Here is a 16251-nt window from a genome sequence, read left to right as displayed (position 1 = left end):
CCTCAGGTGTACTGCGGAAGTTGCGCCGCCACCTCAGCCGGTGACGGCATGCCCGCGACCTCGTCAGCCAGCCCGCGCACCGCGTCCGCCACGGCTGAATCGCTCAGGAGGCGGGCGGCGTCCGAGTGCACGGACTCGGCGGTTACCTCGTCGCCGAGGAGGCGGGTGCCGACGCCGGCCGACAGGACCATTTCGGCGTTCGCGAACTGGTCCGCGCCTTGCGGGAGCACGAGTTGCGGTGCACCGGCGGCGAAGGCGCCCAGCGTGGTGCCGCTACCGCCGTGGTGGACGACCAGGTCGACGTGCGGCAGGAGCGCCGACTGCGGCACCCAGGCCGCCAGCCGGACGTTCGGCGGGACCTCGCCCAGTGACGCGGGGTCCAGGGACGGGCCGGTCGCCACCAGCACGTCGGCGTCCAGGCCGGACAGGCCGGCGATCGCCGAGGCGAGCACGCCCTGCTTGCTCATCGGGGTGGTGCCCAGCGTGAGGTAGACCAGCGGACGCGAATGGTCCGCGACGCCGTCCGGCAGCTCACCCGAGTCGCTCCAGCCGACCGGGCGCAGCGGCACGCGGTGGGCGCTCGCGAGGAATTCGGGCGCCTGCACCGAAGGCGGGCAGATGTCGACGAACGGGGTGCCCCACGCGGGGCCTTCTTCGGTGATGCCCAGCTCGTCGGCGTACTCCCGCATCGAACGGTCGATATCCGCCATCAGGCCGTCGGACGAAACCCGGCCGAATCCGTGGCCGATCGCCGGAATCCCAGCGGTCTTCGCCGCGAACAGCCCGCCGGGGTTGCCGACTTCGTAGACGACGAGGTCCGGCCGGTGCTGCTCGAACAGCCCACGGAGGTCCGTGGCGAACCGCTCCGGCATCACCCGGCCGAAGACCCTGCCGATCGTCGCGGCCAGTTCCTCCGGCGGCAGCTCGCGACGGGCCAGGCCAGGCTCGAAACCGGGGAACTGGGCGGCGAAGGCCTCCCCGATGGTCAGGCCCGCCGTGGCCGGTTCGAGGCCCGCTTTCTCAAGCGTGGGACGGAAATCATTGGCCGTCGCGAAGACGACGTGATGCCCGGCTTCGCGCGCGGCGGCCGCGAGCGGCATCAGCGGGAACAGATGGCCGTGGGCCCCGAGGGCAGTGAAGAGCAGTCGCACTGTCCCGACAGTAGCGGCACCCGGCCCGCCGTGGCCCGGTATTAACCCACCCCGGTCCCGGATCAACCGGACGTCCGCCGCGAAGGGGTCGTAGGCTGGCGCGGTGCCGAAGAACCTGACCACCGAGCTGCGCGACGCCACCTACCGCTGGATCGCCGACGACCCCGACCACGCGACGAGCGACGAGCTGCAGCGGATCCTCGCCCGCGCGCTCGGCCAGGAGCCCGGCGCGGCCGAAGAACTCGCCGACCGGATGGCCGGCCCGCTGGAGTTCGGCACCGCCGGCCTGCGCGGGCCGGTGCGCGCGGGGCCGAACGGCATGAACGTCGCGGTGGTCACGCGCACCACCGCGGGCGTCGCCGACTGGCTGGTCGCGCACGGCCACGCGGGCGGCGTCGTAGTGGTCGGCCGCGACGCGCGGCACGGCTCGGAGGCCTTCGCCACGGCCGCCGCCGAGGTGCTCACCGCCGCCGGCTTCGCCGTGAAGGTGCTGCCGGAACCGTTGCCGACGCCGCTGCTCGCGTACTCCGTGAAGCACTACGGCGCGGTGGCGGGCATCCAGATCACCGCTTCGCACAACCCGCCCGCGGACAACGGGTACAAGCTCTACGACGGCACCGGCGGCCAGATCGTGCCGCCGTCGGACGGGGAGATCGAGCGCGCGATCCACGCCGTGCCGGCCGCGGTCAGCGTGCCGCGTCAGTCTGGCGCCGAAGTGGTCGACCCTCGCGCCGCGTACCTCGCGGAGGTCGCCGCCCTGCCGCACGGCTCGGCGCGGGACATCCGGATCGCCGCCACGGCGCTGCACGGCGTCGGCGCGGAGACGGTCCGCGCGGCGCTGGCCGCGGCCGGCTTCACCGACGTCCACCTGGTCACCGCCCAGTCCGAGCCCGACGCGGACTTCCCCACCGTCTCCTTCCCCAACCCGGAGGAGCCCGGCGCGACCGACCTGCTGCTGGCGCTGGCGTCCGAAGTGGACGCTGACCTCGCGGTGGCCCTGGACCCGGACGCGGACCGCTGCGCCCTGGGCGTCCGCGACCGCGACGGCGGCTGGCGCATGCTCCGCGGCGACGAGACGGGCGTACTGCTCGGCTCCCACCTTCTGTCCACAACGGACAGCACGGACCCGCTGGTGGCCACCACCATCGTGTCGTCCTCGCTGCTCGGCGAGCTGGCCAAGGCCGCTGGCGCCCGTTACGCCGAGACGCTGACCGGCTTCAAGTGGCTGGTGCGCGCGGGCGAAGGCCTGGTCTTCGCTTACGAGGAGGCGCTCGGCCTCTGCGTGAACCCCGGTTTCGTGCGGGACAAGGACGGCATCGCCGCCGCGGTGGTCGCCGCCGGGCTGGCCGCCTCGCTCAAGGCCGAGGGTCGGAGCCCGCTGGACGTGCTCGACGAGATCGCCGTCCGCCACGGCGTGCACCTCACCGACCAGGTTTCCTTGCGGGTCACCGATCTCGCCGTGCGCGGCAAGCTGATGGCCGGCCTGCGCGCGCAGCCGCCGTCGGCACTCGGCGGCGTCCCGGTGACGCTCGAGGACCTGTTGCCGGACGCCGACGTGCTCCGCCTGCGCGGCGAGGGACTGCGAGTGGTGATCCGGCCGTCGGGCACCGAGCCGAAGCTGAAGGCCTACCTCCAGTCGGTGCAGCCGGTGGCCGAAAGCCTCGACGCCGCGCGGGAGACCGCGACCGCCCGCCTCGCCGCGGTACGGGCGGACATCAGCGAACTGTTGAGCTGACCGGCGCCGAGGGCAGGGACGGGACGCCCCTGTCCACCAGGTCCGGCCCGAACAGGCCGGCCACGTCGATCACCAGCAGCACCGCGAAGGCGGCGAGGAACTCGCGACGCCGCAAAGCGACCGCGCCGACCAGCCCGAGTACGGCCGGCAGCAGCCACGGCCACAGCTCACGCAGCTGCGCGGCCCAGCCGTACGCGGGCTGGAAGAGCACGGACAGGAACCCGTCGACGATCAGCACCAGCGTGGCCGCCAAGCCGGCGACCCCGAGCAGGACAAGCACGACGACTTCAAGCCGCCGGCGGCGGATCTCCCCCATCATCTGCGCAGCTTGCCCGCGCGCGGGCGCCCGCACAAGTGGCAGGCTCTGGCCATGGCCACGCTGTTGATCGTGCACCACACGCCTTCGCCTTCGATGCAGGCGATGTTCGAGGCCGTGCTCGCCGGCGCGAAGCACCCGGACATCGAAGGGGTCGACGTCGTGCGGCGCCCCGCGCTCGGCGCGACCGTCGCCGACGTGCTCGCCGCCGACGGTTACCTGCTCGGCACGCCCGCGAACCTCGGCAGCATGAGCGGTGCGCTGAAGCACTTCTTCGACACCGTCTACTACCCCTGCCTCGACGCCACGCGCGGGCGGCCGTTCGGCGCGTACGTGCACGGCAACAACGACACCTCGGGCACCGTCCGCCAGCTCGACGCCATCACCACCGGACTGGGCTGGGAACGGGTGGCGGAGCCGGTGCTCGTGACGGGCGAACCCGGCAAAGCGGAATTGGCGGCACTACAGGAATTGGGCGGCACAGTGGCCGCGACGCTGATGTCCTGAACCGCGGTAAATGCTCATTTGAGCGAAAACAATGCCGACCGGCGGAATAGGCCCGGAAAAAGTAAGGGGCCTGTCACCGGAAGCCCTGGGGGTCGACCTCCGGCAACAGGCCAAATCAAGGGTTCGCAACGAGGCGATCGACCTTGACGACCCAAGCGTACTACAGAGAGGGCGATCATGACGAGCCAGGCGGCAGGACAAGATCCCGCTCCGGGTTCCGGACACCCCCAGAGTGCAGACCTCCGGAGCGGGACGCGGCCACTGTAAACCACTGCATACAAGGGCTGTCAACAGGTGCGTACAGTGGTTGCGGAGCTATTATCCGGGCACCGAGGGAGAAGGGGGCGGGCATGCCAGCGCAGCGCACCTTCGCGGAGAAACTGAGCACTTTGATCGACTCCGCCCGCGCCGATGGCCACGCGCCGCACAGCTACCGGGAAATGTCGGCGGCGATCGAACGGGCCGGTGGTCCCGCGATGTCGCCGGCATACCTGCAGCAACTGGCCACGGGCAAGCGGGTCAACCCGAAAATCCACTACGTCGAGGCGCTCGCGAAGCTGTTCGCCGTACCGGTGACCTACTTCTTCGAAGACGAAGCCGAGCAGGGAACCGGCACCGGCGGCGCCGACGTCGAAGCGAAGCTGATGGCCATGCGCGCGCAGGAGCTTTCGCCGCAGGGCCGCCGTCAGGTGATGGCCTTGCTGGACCTGGTGGAGCGCTACGAGAAGGCGGATCGGGAAAGCCCGGGGGCCACGTGAAAGAACGCGAACTGCGCAGGCGCTGCCGGCGGCTGCTCAACGACCTCGACATCAGCCCGCCGCTGGATGTCGGGCAGCTGTGCGAGCGGCTCGGCGCGAGCCGGTCCCGGCCGATCCGGCTGATGGCGTACCCGCTGGAGGTGCCCGGCCCGTTCGGCTGCTGGATCGCCACCGGCTCCGCGGACTACATCTTCTTCCAGCAGGAGACCACCAAAGCCCACCAGGACCACATCATCCTGCACGAGCTGGGCCACCTGCTGGCCGAGCACGAGCCGGGCGGCGACGCCGAGCCCGCCGACTTCCTGCGCGGCCCGGCCACCGGCCTCGAGGACGACGCCGTGCACCGCGCCCTGCGCCGCACCTCCTACGACGAGGTCCACGAGTGGGAGGCCGAGACGGTCGCCACGATCATCCTGGAGTGGGCCTCGGTGCTGAACTACACGATCCCGCGCCGCGCGGCGGACCACGACCTGCGCCGGATCCAGGGCGTGCTCGGCGACCACCAAGGCTGGCTGTGAACTCCGCGTCCCTGCTCGCCCTCCTGCTCTTCCTCCTCGCGCTCGGCTGGCGGGTGTACCAGCTGGTGCGCTCGCCGCGGCTGCCGAACTGGGCCGTCACGGCCACCATCGCCGCGTTCACCGCGGCGTTCCTGTTCCAGCAGAAGGGAATCTCGGACTGGTTCGACGGGCTGACCGCCCCCGGCGGCTCGCGGATGGCGAACAACGTGCTGCTGGCGTGCGCCGCCTGCGCGCTGCTGGTCTTCTTCCACGGCTCCGCGCTCGGGGCCGGCCACGTGCGCCGGGTCCTGCTGGAGCTGGTGCCGCTCGCGGCCGCCGTCGTGCTGATGTTCGTCGCGACGGGCCTGACGCCGGTGCCGCTGCGGGGCGCCGCGCTGAGCCCGGCCGACGTGCACGTTTCCGGCATCGCGCTGTTCTACCTCGGCGCCGGGCTGTACCTGATCTACGCGATCACCGCGTGCGTCTGGTGGATCACCCGGTACCAGCGCACGGCGGACCGGCACCTGCGCACCGGCCTGCGGCTGGCCGCGGCGGGCCTGGCCTCGGCGTCGATCGGCAGCGTGTTCCGCGCGCTGTACATCGTGGTCGCCTGGGCGTTCGGGCCGGCGGTGCCCGTGCTGCTGTTGCTCGGCGTGCCGTTCGTGATCCTCGGCGTGGTCCTGTTCCTGGCCGGGATCAGCTACCCCGGCGTCCGCGCGCGGTTCTCGGCGCTGGGCCGCCGCCGTCGCCGCCGTGACGACCTCGAGCGGCTCACTCCACTGTGGACACTGCTGGCCGCGGCCTACCCGACCATCGTGCTGCGGACGCCGCCGGGCGGGATGCGCGACCGGCTCGCCGTCCACCGCCGCTACTACCGGCGCGTGATCGAGATCCGCGACGGCCTCGTTCAGCTCAGCCCGTACCTCGACACCGACTTCGCCGCGCTGACGGCCGAAGACCCGGCTGCGGCGGCGAAAGCGCTGCGGCGGGCGCTCGACCGGCATGCGGCCGGCGAAGAGAACGACGGCCGCGCGAAACTGGTCCTGCCCGGCGGGGCGAGCGACCTGGAGTCGGACGTCCGGCCGCTGCTGGCGCTTTCGGCGGCCGTCTCCGGAAAGGACGATTGACCCTGTGGACACCCTGATCACCGCGGACCGCGTGCTGCCCCGGCCGAACACCCCGCTGGAGCACGGCGCGGTGCTGGTCCGGGACGGCGAAATCGTCGCCGTGGGCCGCCGCGACGAGGTGGCGCCGCTGGCGCTCGACCCGGTGACCCGCGACTTCCCCGGCGGCACGGTGCTCGCCGGGCTGTTCAACGTCCACGTGCACCTGTCGTTCGACGCGAGCCGCGAGATGCTGCCGAACTTCCTGGCCGCGGACGAGCAGACCCTGGCGGACGGCGCGCGGGACCGCCTGGAGCAACTCGTCCGCAGCGGGGTCACGACGGTCCGGGACCTGGGCGGCCGCACCGTTTCGAAGCCCGGTGTCGGCCCTCGGCTGCTGGCGTCCGGCCCGCCGTTGACCGTGCCGGAAGGCCACTGCCACTTCTTCGGCGGCACGGTGTCCGGCGACCAGGAGATCCGCGCGCTGGTCGACGCCAACGCCGCGGCCGGCGCCGACGTGATCAAGGTGATGGCCAGCGGCGGCCAGATCACCGAGGGCGGCGCGGACATGTGGGAATCGCAGTTCGACGCCGCCGCCTTGCGGGTGATCGTCGAGCAGGCGGCGCGGCACGGCCTGCCGGTGGCCACGCACGCCCACGGCGCGGACGCGATCGAGGACTGCGCGAACGCGGGCGTCGCGACGATCGAGCACTGCACCTTCATGACCGGGCCGGGGCAGACCGACCTGCGCCCGGACGTCGCCCGGCGGATGGCCGCGGCGGGCATCTCCGCCTGCTCCACCAGCAGCCGGAACTGGCGGATGATGGCCGAGCGGATGGGCGAGGAGCTGGCCCGGCGCGTCTACGGCCGGCTGCCCTGGCTCGAGGAGCACGGCGTCCGCCTGATCGCGGGCACCGACGCGGGCTTGCCCGGCTCGGTCTTCGACGACCCGGTCGGCGCGCTGGAGCTGTACGAATGGCTCGGCTTCTCGCGCCGCCGCATCCTGGAGATCTCGACCGAGGACAGCGCCAAGGGCCTCGGCCTGGCCGACGTCACCGGCCGCCTGGAGCCGGGGCTGGCCGCGGACGTGCTGGTCGTGGACGGCGATCCCCTGGCCGACCTCGACGCGCTGCGGCACCCGCTGCTGGTCATGGCCGGGGGCCGCACCAGCTGACCCCTTGTGAGTGTTTATGACGGTTCTAACCGTCATAAACACTCACAAGCCCTTTCGATACGTCCGTGTATTGAGTACGTTGGCGTATCGAAAGGGGTTCACCCATGACCACTCGCGTGCCCCGGCGCCGGACCGAGACCCGGCGACGGCTGTTGGACGCCGCCCTCGAAGTGTTCGCCGAAGCGGGCTTCGGACGGTCCACTGTGGAGCAAGTCTGCGAGCGCGCGGGTTACACCCGCGGGGCGTTCTACTCGAACTTCGCTTCCCTGGACGAGCTCTTCCTGGCCATGTGGGAGCAGCGGTCCGCGACGATGATCGACGGCCTGCGCGCGGCGTTCGACGAGGCGGGCGCGGGTGAGGTCACCGACGTGCGCTCCGCGGTCGAGCTGCTGCTGCCGGCGATCCCCGTGGACGACGCCTGGTACCGCGTCAGCGCCGAGTTCACCGCGCACGCCCTGCGCACCCCGGGCCTGCGCCGGAGCATGACGGCGCGTGAGGACTCGATCGCCGAGGCGCTGATGCCGTTCCTCGAAGACCTGCTCACCCGGATCGGGCGCACCGTGCCCGATCGCGCCGCGCTGGGCCAGGCCCTGATCGCGGTGCACGACGGCACCGCCGTGCAATGCCTGATGGAGCCCGAAGACCCGGTGGTGTGGCAGCGCCGCACCGACCTCGCCGTGCACGTCGTGACGGCCTACAGCACCGAAAGCCAAGGAGCGTGAAGTGACCTTCGAACCGGACGTCATCGTGGTCGGGGCGGGCCTCGCCGGGCTCGTCGCGACGCACGAGCTGGTCAAGGCGGGCCGCCGGGTGCTCGTGCTGGACCAGGAGAACCGCGCCAACCTCGGCGGCCAGGCGTTCTGGTCGCTGGGCGGGCTGATGTTCGTCGACAGCCCCGAGCAGCGCCGGCTCGGCGTCAAGGACTCCTACGAACTGGCGTTGCGGGACTGGCTCGATTCCGCGGGCTTCGACCGCGAGGACGAGGACCACTGGGCGCGGAAGTGGGCCGAGGCGTACGTCCGCTTCGCCACCACCGAGAAGCGCCAGTACCTGCGTGACCTGGGCCTGCGCGTGACGCCGATGGTCGGCTGGGCCGAGCGCGGCGGCGGCGCGGCGGGCGGGCACGGCAACTCCGTGCCGCGGTTCCACCTCACCTGGGGCACCGGCCCCGAGGTGGTGCGGGTGTTCGCCGAGCCGGTGCTCGACGGCGAGCGGCGCGGGCTGGTCCAGTTCGCGTTCCGGCACCAGGTGGACGAGCTGGTCGTCGAGGACGGCGAGGTGGTCGGCGTCCGCGGCACGGTGCTGGTGCCCTCCGACGAAGAGCGCGGCCACAAGTCGTCACGCGAGAAGGCGGGCGAGTTCGAGCTGCGGGCGAAGGCGGTGCTGGTCAGCTCCGGCGGCATCGGCCACAACCACGAGCTGGTCCGGCGCAACTGGCCGGTCGAGCGGCTGGGCCCGGTGCCTGCCACGATGATCCCCGGCGTACCGGCCCATGTGGACGGTCGCATGATCGCGATCACCGAGACGGCGGGTGCGAACGTGGTGAACCGCGACCGGATGTGGCACTACACCGAGGGCATCCACAACTGGGACCCGATCTGGCCGGACCACGCGATCCGGATCATCCCCGGCCCGTCCTCCCTGTGGTTCGACGCGACCGGACAGCGCCTGCCCGCGCCGAACTTCCCCGGCTTCGACACCAACGGCTCGCTCAAGGCGATCCTCGCCACCGGCCACGACTACTCGTGGTTCGTGCTGACGCAGACGATCCTGGAGAAGGAGTTCATGCTCTCGGGCTCGGAGCAGAACCCGGACATCACCGGCAAGGACCTCAAGCGGACGCTGGCCTCGCGCGCGGCCAAGGGCGCGCCGGGCCCGGTCGACGCGTTCAAGCAGCACGGGGTGGACTTCGTTGTCGCACAAGACGTTCCCGCGCTCGTCGAGGGGATGAACAAGCTCTCGCGCGGACCGCGGATCGACGCCGCGGAGCTGGAACGCCAGATCGTCGCCCGTGACTTGGAGGTCGGCAACCCGTACTCGAAGGACCTGCAGCTGATGGCCGTCGCGAACGCGCGCCGGTTCATCGGCGACCGGCTGGCGCGCGTGGTCAAGCCGCACCGTTTCCTCGACCCCGCGCACGGGCCGTTGATCGCCGTCCGGCTGAACATCCTGACCCGCAAGACCCTCGGCGGCGTCCAGACCACTTTGGACTCCCAGGCGGTCCGCGCCGACGGCTCGCCGTTCCCCGGCCTGTACGCCGCGGGTGAGGTCGCGGGCTTCGGCGGCGGAGGCGTCCATGGGTACAACGCGCTGGAGGGCACGTTCCTCGGCGGCTGCATCTTCTCCGGCCGCGCCGCGGGCCGCGCGATGGCCCGGGCCGTGGGATGACGGCGGCCCTGCACGTCCGCGAGGACGGGCCGCCGGACGCGCCGGTTGTGTTGCTGGTGCACGGGTTCTGCGGCTCGGTGCGCTCGTACGACCGGCTCGTCCCGCTGCTCGCCGAGGACTACCGCGTGGTGCGCGTCGATCTGCGCGGGCACGGCGCGACGGGCGGGCACACCGACCTCGACGCGTCCTCGCAGGCCTCAGCGGTGGCGCGGGTGCTGAAGGACCTCGGTTGTTCGGCGGTCACGGCCGTCGGGCATTCCTTCGGCGCGGACGTGGTTCTCGCGCTGGCCGAGCAGACCGGCCTGGTCGAGCGGGTCGTGGTGATCGGGCAGGCGCCGGACTACAGCTATGCGACTTTCCCACCGGGCCACGGCTTGCTGCCGTGGGTCGGCGGCCCGCTGCGGTTACTCGCGTCCGTCCCGTTGGTGCGGCGGTTCGGCGCCGAGTTCGCCGCGACCAGTCCCGCCATGGACCGCGCCATCCTGGTCGACCGGCGGCGGGTGCTCGCGGCCCGGCCGCTGGACGTCCAGCTGCGCGAGCTGGGTCTGCCCGCGCTGGTGATCCTCGGTGCCCGCGACCGCTTGTACGACTGCGCGAAAACCGCGGCCCGTTACGCGACGGTCGGTGCGCAGGTGGAGGTGGTCGCGGATGCGGGCCACTCCGTGGCGAGCACCCGGCCGGCCGAAGTCGCGTTGTTGCTCAGGAAAATGCTCGTGAGTGGCTACGACGGTTAGAACCGGCATAGCCACTCACGAGCATTTCACCTAGTGGTTGAGCAACGCGACCACCACGCCCGGCACCTCGGCCAGCGCGACCTGCTGCTGCTCGCGCGTGGCCAGGCCCCGGACGGTCACGTTGCCCGCCGCCCAGTCCTCCTGGCCGACGATGACCACGGCCGCCGCCCCGGCCTTGTCGGCACGGGTCAGCTCCTTGCCGAGCTTGCGCTGTTCGAGCGGGGTCGACGTGCGCAGGCCCGCGCGGCGCAGCGACGTCGCGACCTCACGCGCCGCGTCGGCCAGCTGCTCGTCGACCGGGATCACCACGACGTCGACCTCGCTGCGCGGTGACGGCGTGAGGCCGTGCGTGCTGAGGAAGTCCATCAGCGTCACGTCGCCCATGCCGAAGCCGATGCCGGGGATCTGCTCCTTGGTGAACAGCGACGCGAGGTCGCTGTACCGGCCGCCGCCGAACAAGGCGCGGCGGTTCTGCGGCGAGGTGTCGAAGACCTCGAACACGGTGGACGTGTAGTAGGCCAGCCCGCGCACGATCATCGGCTCGAACCGCACCAGGCTCGCGGCGCTGCTGGACAGCACGCGCACCAGGTTCGAGTTCTCCTTGACCTCGGCGGGCAGCTCGTCGAGCAGCGCCGGGCCCGCGGCGAGCGTCTCGGTCAGCTTCTCGAACTGCTTGTCCGCCAGCCCGATCTCCGCCGCGCTCGCGGCCAGGTCGTCCGCCGCCGTCTTCTCCCAGCGGTCCACCAGCGCGAACACTTGCGGCAGCTGCTCGGCGCTGACGCCGACCACGTCGGTGAGCGCCGAGGAGAGCAGGTTCCGGTCGTTCACGCGCACCGCGAACATGTCCGGCGTCGCGCCGAGCGCGCCCATCAGGTCGTGGATCAGCTCGAACATCTCGATCTCGCAGTTCGCGCTGTCCGAGCCGAAGATGTCCGCGTTGATCTGCCAGTGCTCACGCACGCGGCCGCGCTGCGGGCGCTCGTAGCGGTGGCAGTTCGGGTGGCTGTACCAGCGCACCGGGAACGAGAGCGACTTCGCGTTGCCCGCGATCATCCGCGCCACCGACGGCGTCATCTCCGGGCGCAGCGCCAGCCGCTCGCCGCCCCGCGTGGTCAGCGTGTACAGCTGCTGGTCGGCGATCTCCTGGCCGGACTTCCGCTCGTAGACCTCGGCCTGCTCCAGGATCGGGCCGTCGTAGCGGAGGAAGCCGTAGCTCTCCAGCACCTCGTAGAGATGGCCGAACACCTGCGTGCGGACGGACATTTCGGGGGGGAGGAAGTCTCGGGTCCCCTTGACAGGCGCGGTCGACAGGTATTCAGGCACGTCACCAAGCTTAACGACCGGCCGCGAACGCATTCTCTAGGGGAACGCGACGCCGTACGCGGTGATCAGCATCGAGGCGCCGAGCAACACCGCGCCGGCGGTGGTCACCCGCATTCCGACGCGGGTCTTCAGCATGGCCAGGAAGAACCCGCCGGACTGCGCCAGCACGCCGAACAACAGCAGCAGGCAGACCACCCAGCGCGTGGAGTCGGCGAGCCCGCTGCGGTCCAGCACTTGCAACACGGCGAGCACCAGCACCAGCAGGACTCCGGCGTGCGCGTGGCCCGCGCGGAACATCCCGCGCTGGGCGTCGGTGAGGTCTCCGCGGCGGAGCACGCCCATCAGCGCGTACCCGCCGTACATCACGGTCGGCAGGGAGACCAGGGCGATCACGGTGAACAACTGGACGGGACCGTGCATGGTGATCTCCTTCGCCTGCTCCAGTAGGACCGACGGCAACCATAACACCGTTTTAAAACACTGTCACGGAAACTTTCGTTGCATAGTCATGACATAACTAGTAATGTCATGACTATGAGTACGATGGACAAGCGCTCGGCACTGGGGCTGACAGTGCTCGGCCTCCTCGCGGGTGAGCCGATGCACGCCTACCGGATCCAGAAGCTGATCAAGGACTACGGCAAGGACCGGGTCGTCAACGTCCGGCAGCGCGCGAGCGTGTACCAGACGATCGAGCGGTTGCTGAAGCTGGAGCTGATCAGGGTCGACCGGGTCGAGGGGCACCCGGAGCGCACGGTCTACGGCCTCACCGACGCCGGGCTGACGACCGCCAAGGCGTGGATCAAGGACATGCTCGCCACGACCGGGAACGAGTTCCCGGAGTTTCCGGTCGGCCTGTCCTTCCTGATGATGCTGACCCCGCAGGAAGCGGCGGAGCAGCTCCAGACCCGGCTGGCCGCGGTTGACGCGCGGCTCGCCGAGATCTCGTCCGTGCTCGACGGTTCGGCCGGCCTGGCCCGGCTCTTCTTGGTGGAGGAGGAATACCGGCACGCGCTGCTGGTCACCGAGCAGCGCTGGCTCCGCGCCCTCATCGCCGATCTGCACACCGGATCGCTCACCTGGTCCGAGGAATCCCTGCGGCAAGCGGCCGCGGAGTTCGACGCCCGACAGGAGGAAGGACAATCATGAAAACCACACCCGTCCTGATCGCCGGTGGTGGCCTCGCCGGCCTCACCACTTCGCTCTTCCTTGCCAGACAAGGCATCCCGTCGTTACTGGTGGACCGGCACGCGGGTGTGTCGATCCACGGCCGGGCGCGCGGGATCAACCAGCGGACGATGGAGATCTACCGCGCCTACGGGGTCGCCGACGCGATCGAGCGGGCCGGTGCGCCGTTCAACGCCGAATCGGGGGTCGCCCGCTGCACCTCGCTCGCCGCCGAATGGGAATGGCTCTTCGACGCCGAGGAGCCACGGGCCTGGCCCGAGCTGACCGCCGGCGTGTTCTGCATGGCCGACCAGAACACGGTCGAGCCGATCCTGATCGATGCCGCCCGGACGGCCGGGGCCGAGCACCTGTTCAACACCGAGCTGCTCGACTTCGACACCGACGGCGAGGGGGTGCTGGCCACGGTCGAAGACCGCAGCACCGGTCACCGGCAGATCGTGCGGGCCGGCTACCTGGTGGCCGCCGACGGCAACCGGAGCCCGATTCGGCAGCGGCTGAGCATCGCCCGTACCGGCGAGATGACGTTCCAGCACTCCATGAACATCGTGTTCCGCGCGAACCTGGCCGAATTTCTTCCTCGCCGGGCCCTTTTCTGGATGATCGCCAACCCGGACGGGTTCTTCGGTGGCCTGGTCAGCACCGCCGACCCGGATCGCTGGCAGCTGTCCGTCGGCTACGACCCCGCCACCGAGTCCAGTGCCGACTTCACGCGGGAGCGGTGTGTACGGCTCGTCCACGCGGCCGTCGGCAAGGACATCGACGTCGGCATCGAAGGGGTCGCCGCCTGGGAGCAAGGCGTCGGCGTCGCGGAGAGATACCGCGACGGGCGGGTGTTCCTGGCCGGGGACAGCGCCCACGTGTGGCCGCCCGCGGGTGCGCTCGGCGCGAACACCGGCGTGCAGGACGCGCACAACCTCGCGTGGAAGCTCGCCGCCGTGCTCAAGGACCAGGCCGGCGACGACCTCCTGGACACTTACGATGCCGAACGCCGGCCGCTGGCCGAAACCCTGGCACCCCTGATCGTGGCCCATCAGCAGGCCAGGATCAGTGGCGCGGCCGAACCGGAAGGAATGGACGGGCGCACCCAGGCCTTCGGCGCCGGCTACGGTCCCGGTCCCGTGTTCGGCTCCGGGCCTGGCCGGCAGGCACGCGTCGGCTGGAGGGCACCACACCTCTGGCTCGGCGACACCGCCCTGCACGACCTGTGCGTCGGCGATTTCGTCCTGCTCTGCGACAGCACCGAGTGGATGGAAGCGGCTCGAACGGTGCCGGTACGCGCCCACCGCGCCGAAAACGCCGATGGCTGGCCGGAACGCTACGGGCGCGGTGCCGTGCTCATCCGCCCCGATGGCTACATCGCCTGGCGGTCCACCGGGTCTGCCTCGGCAAGCGAGCTCACGAAAGCCATCGACCAGGCACTGCACCCGGCGCGGCCGGAGACCCGACCCACACCAGCCGGAACCGCTACTGCGCGGCGCGAGTGAACCGCAGGGTGAAAGTCGCGCCCACGCCAGGAGAACCGGCCGCCGCGATGGTGCCGCCGTGGCCGGTGACCACCTCGTGGACCAGGGCGAGGCCCAGGCCGAACCGGCGGCCCTCCCCGTTGGTGCCGTGGGAAAAACGCTCGAAGAGCCGCTCCGCGTCACGCTGGGCGAAACCCGTTCCGGTGTCCTGCACGCGCAGCTCCACGTGCCGGTCGTCCGGGTTGGCCAGGCTCACCTCGATCGAGCCGCCCGGCGGGGTGTGGCCGATGGCGTTGTCGAGCAGCGCGGAGAGCACGCGGCGCAACGCCGTGGGGACGCCGGGCACGACGTCGGCCAAGCCCGGGGAACGGCGCACGCAGATCCGGACCCGGCGATCGCCCGCGCGGACGGCCTCGGCGGCCACCGCCTGGTCCGCCAGCAGGCCCAGCTCCACCGGCTCCAGCGACGGGCGCTCGCACCCCGCCTGCGCGGACAGCAGCAGGTCGTCGACCACCTCGCCCAGCTCACGGGTGCCGTCGACCAGCATGTCCAGGTCCTCCGGCGACACCGGGGAAGACGCGGAACCCCGCGCCCGGCGCGCCATCAGCTGCGTGCGCGTGTGCAGGCGCGTCAACGGCGCGCGCAGCTCGTGCGACGCGTCCGCCACGAACGTCCGCTGCCGCCGCAGCGCCTCGCCCAGCGGGCGGATCGCGCGGCCGGCCAGCAGGTAACCGCTGAGCACGGCCACCAGCAGCACCACCAGCTCGGCCACGGCCAGCCCCAGCACCAGCTGCTCGCGGTCCGAGATCAGGTAGTACTCGTCCATGAACACCTGTGAGACCTGCCCGCCGCGGTTCACCGTGCGCATCGTGTAGGTGCCGCCGCCGAGCGAAACCTCTTGCGTGACCACGTCGCCGGCGTGCGGCACCGGCGCGGGCGGCGGCACGGCGAACGGCAGCGGCCCGGACGGCGCGTGGCCCGCGGGCGTGATCAGGTAGACGCAGCCCGGCGGCGTCGCCGACAGGCCGCGGGCCAGGGTGGTGTTCAGCGTGCGGTCGACCTCGTCGTCCTGCCCGCGCAGCAGCACCCAGTACGAGATCCCGCCGGCCGCCAGCACCACCAGCGTGATCACCACGGCGATCTGGCCCGCGATCCGCCGCCGCGTGCGCCGCAGCACCCGCGTCTCCGGATCGACCACCGCTGTCAATTCAACACCGCCGTCACGTCCGCACCGCCGTCACATGGCCCCGATCTGGTAACCGAGGCCGTGCACGGTCTTCACCACGTCCCGGCCCAGCTTGCGCCGCAGGTAGTAGACATAGGTATCCACAATGGACTCACCGGTCGAATCGGCGAACACGTTGGTGCGCAGCGCGGCGCGCGGGTGGATCGACTTCGGCCGCTGCGCCAGCGTGCGCAGCAGCTCGAACTCGCGCCCGGACAGCGTCACGCGCTCGCCGCGCGCCAGCACCACCTCGTGGCGCAGCAGGTCCAGCGCCGCCGTGCCGAGCGGGATCGACTCGGCGCCGTCGAGGTCACGACGGCAGAGCGCCCGCAGGCGCGCCAGCAGCTCGTCGGCCTCGAACGGCTTCACCAGGTAATCGTCGGCGCCCGCGTCGAGGCCGTTCACGCGGTCGGACAGCTCGCCCAGCGCCGAGAGCACCAGCACGCGCGCCGTGACGGCCTTGCGCCGCAGCCCGGCGAGCACGGCCAGCCCGTCCATCACCGGCAGCCGGCGGTCGAGGACGATCACGTCGTAGCGCCCGGTGAGCCCGAGGTGCACGCCGCGCTGGCCGTCGTGCGCCTGGTCGGTTTCGTAGCCCTCTTCGCGGAGCAGGCCGGCGAGCATCCCGGCCAGTTCACGGTCGTCCTCGATCAGGAGCACCCGGGCCGGAGCCTGAGTTTCCACCGCTT

17 protein-coding genes are annotated in these 16251 nt (G+C 71.4%); 11 read left to right on the top strand and 6 right to left on the bottom strand.

Features of this window, described 5'->3' with window-relative positions; genetic code table 11:
* Positions 1–2: 2 nt before the first annotated feature.
* Positions 3–1151, bottom strand: a complete 1149-nt coding sequence (locus OG371_RS20240) for a glycosyltransferase (protein ID WP_329071448.1) — start codon at positions 1149–1151, stop codon at positions 3–5.
* Between the two features lie 103 nt (positions 1152–1254).
* Here OG371_RS20240 and OG371_RS20235 point away from each other — a divergent pair, with 103 nt between their 5' ends.
* On the top strand, positions 1255–2886 hold the full coding sequence (locus OG371_RS20235) for a phospho-sugar mutase (protein ID WP_329071446.1): 1632 nt from the start codon (positions 1255–1257) through the stop codon (positions 2884–2886).
* Here OG371_RS20235 and OG371_RS20230 read toward each other — a convergent pair.
* Positions 2867–3205 carry a hypothetical protein gene (locus tag OG371_RS20230; protein WP_329071445.1) on the bottom strand — a complete coding sequence of 113 codons (339 nt, stop codon included), beginning with the start codon at positions 3203–3205 and terminating at the stop codon, positions 2867–2869. The two genes, OG371_RS20235 and OG371_RS20230, sit on opposite strands and share 20 nt — an antisense overlap.
* A gap of 51 nt (positions 3206–3256) precedes the next feature.
* Between OG371_RS20230 and OG371_RS20225 the strand changes: the two genes are divergently transcribed.
* The 8 genes from OG371_RS20225 to OG371_RS20190 all read left to right on the top strand — a co-directional run bounded on the left by OG371_RS20225 (position 3257) and on the right by OG371_RS20190 (position 10363).
* The gene (locus tag OG371_RS20225; protein ID WP_329071443.1) at positions 3257–3709 is read left to right on the top strand and encodes a flavodoxin family protein; all 453 of its coding nucleotides are present in this window, start codon (positions 3257–3259) and stop codon (positions 3707–3709) included.
* A gap of 350 nt (positions 3710–4059) precedes the next feature.
* Positions 4060–4467 (top strand): XRE family transcriptional regulator, encoded by a 408-nt coding sequence (locus tag OG371_RS20220; RefSeq protein ID WP_329071441.1) that lies wholly within the window; start codon positions 4060–4062, stop codon positions 4465–4467.
* The gene (locus OG371_RS20215) at positions 4464–4985 is read left to right on the top strand and encodes a hypothetical protein (RefSeq protein WP_329071439.1); all 522 of its coding nucleotides are present in this window, start codon (positions 4464–4466) and stop codon (positions 4983–4985) included. The genes OG371_RS20220 and OG371_RS20215 overlap by 4 nt, the downstream gene beginning before the upstream one ends.
* The gene (locus OG371_RS20210; RefSeq protein ID WP_329071437.1) at positions 4982–6091 is read left to right on the top strand and encodes an MAB_1171c family putative transporter; all 1110 of its coding nucleotides are present in this window, start codon (positions 4982–4984) and stop codon (positions 6089–6091) included. Before OG371_RS20215 ends, OG371_RS20210 begins: the two co-directional genes overlap by 4 nt.
* A 4-nt stretch (positions 6092–6095) precedes the next feature.
* The gene (locus OG371_RS20205; RefSeq protein ID WP_329071435.1) at positions 6096–7241 is read left to right on the top strand and encodes an amidohydrolase family protein; all 1146 of its coding nucleotides are present in this window, start codon (positions 6096–6098) and stop codon (positions 7239–7241) included.
* A 104-nt stretch (positions 7242–7345) separates the two neighbouring features.
* Positions 7346–7963: a TetR/AcrR family transcriptional regulator gene (locus OG371_RS20200; RefSeq protein WP_329071433.1), complete on the top strand. Its 618-nt coding sequence runs from the start codon at positions 7346–7348 to the stop codon at positions 7961–7963.
* A 1-nt stretch (position 7964) separates the two neighbouring features.
* Positions 7965–9629, top strand: a complete 1665-nt coding sequence (locus OG371_RS20195) for an FAD-binding dehydrogenase (RefSeq protein ID WP_329071431.1) — start codon at positions 7965–7967, stop codon at positions 9627–9629.
* Positions 9626–10363 carry an alpha/beta fold hydrolase gene (locus OG371_RS20190; protein WP_329071428.1) on the top strand — a complete coding sequence of 246 codons (738 nt, stop codon included), beginning with the start codon at positions 9626–9628 and terminating at the stop codon, positions 10361–10363. The genes OG371_RS20195 and OG371_RS20190 overlap by 4 nt, the downstream gene beginning before the upstream one ends.
* A gap of 30 nt (positions 10364–10393) precedes the next feature.
* Here the strand turns inward: OG371_RS20190 and hisS are convergent, their stop codons facing one another.
* Positions 10394–11686 (bottom strand): histidine--tRNA ligase, encoded by a 1293-nt coding sequence (hisS, locus tag OG371_RS20185; protein WP_329071427.1) that lies wholly within the window; start codon positions 11684–11686, stop codon positions 10394–10396.
* A gap of 36 nt (positions 11687–11722) precedes the next feature.
* The gene (locus OG371_RS20180; protein WP_329071425.1) at positions 11723–12106 is read right to left on the bottom strand and encodes a hypothetical protein; all 384 of its coding nucleotides are present in this window, start codon (positions 12104–12106) and stop codon (positions 11723–11725) included.
* A gap of 114 nt (positions 12107–12220) precedes the next feature.
* Between OG371_RS20180 and OG371_RS20175 the strand changes: the two genes are divergently transcribed.
* Entirely contained in the window at positions 12221–12835 is a 615-nt protein-coding gene (locus tag OG371_RS20175; RefSeq protein WP_329071423.1) for a PadR family transcriptional regulator, read from the top strand.
* Complete coding sequence (locus OG371_RS20170; protein ID WP_329071421.1) at positions 12832–14358, top strand: FAD-dependent monooxygenase; 1527 nt, start codon at positions 12832–12834, stop codon at positions 14356–14358. The genes OG371_RS20175 and OG371_RS20170 overlap by 4 nt, the downstream gene beginning before the upstream one ends.
* On the opposite strand, the gene OG371_RS20165 is transcribed toward OG371_RS20170, so the two are convergent.
* Together OG371_RS20165 and OG371_RS20160 are read right to left on the bottom strand one after the other, a co-directional pair.
* Positions 14339–15535, bottom strand: coding sequence for a sensor histidine kinase (locus tag OG371_RS20165; RefSeq protein ID WP_329073205.1), 1197 nt, complete (start codon positions 15533–15535; stop codon positions 14339–14341). The two genes, OG371_RS20170 and OG371_RS20165, sit on opposite strands and share 20 nt — an antisense overlap.
* A gap of 39 nt (positions 15536–15574) precedes the next feature.
* The gene (locus tag OG371_RS20160; RefSeq protein WP_329073203.1) at positions 15575–16222 is read right to left on the bottom strand and encodes a response regulator transcription factor; all 648 of its coding nucleotides are present in this window, start codon (positions 16220–16222) and stop codon (positions 15575–15577) included.
* Positions 16223–16251: the final 29 nt, after the last annotated feature.

It is taken from the genome of Amycolatopsis sp. NBC_01480 (assembly GCF_036227205.1).
In the GTDB taxonomy this organism is placed as follows: Bacteria; Actinomycetota; Actinomycetes; order Mycobacteriales; family Pseudonocardiaceae; genus Amycolatopsis.
This window is presented reverse-complemented; position numbering and strand designations above follow the sequence as displayed.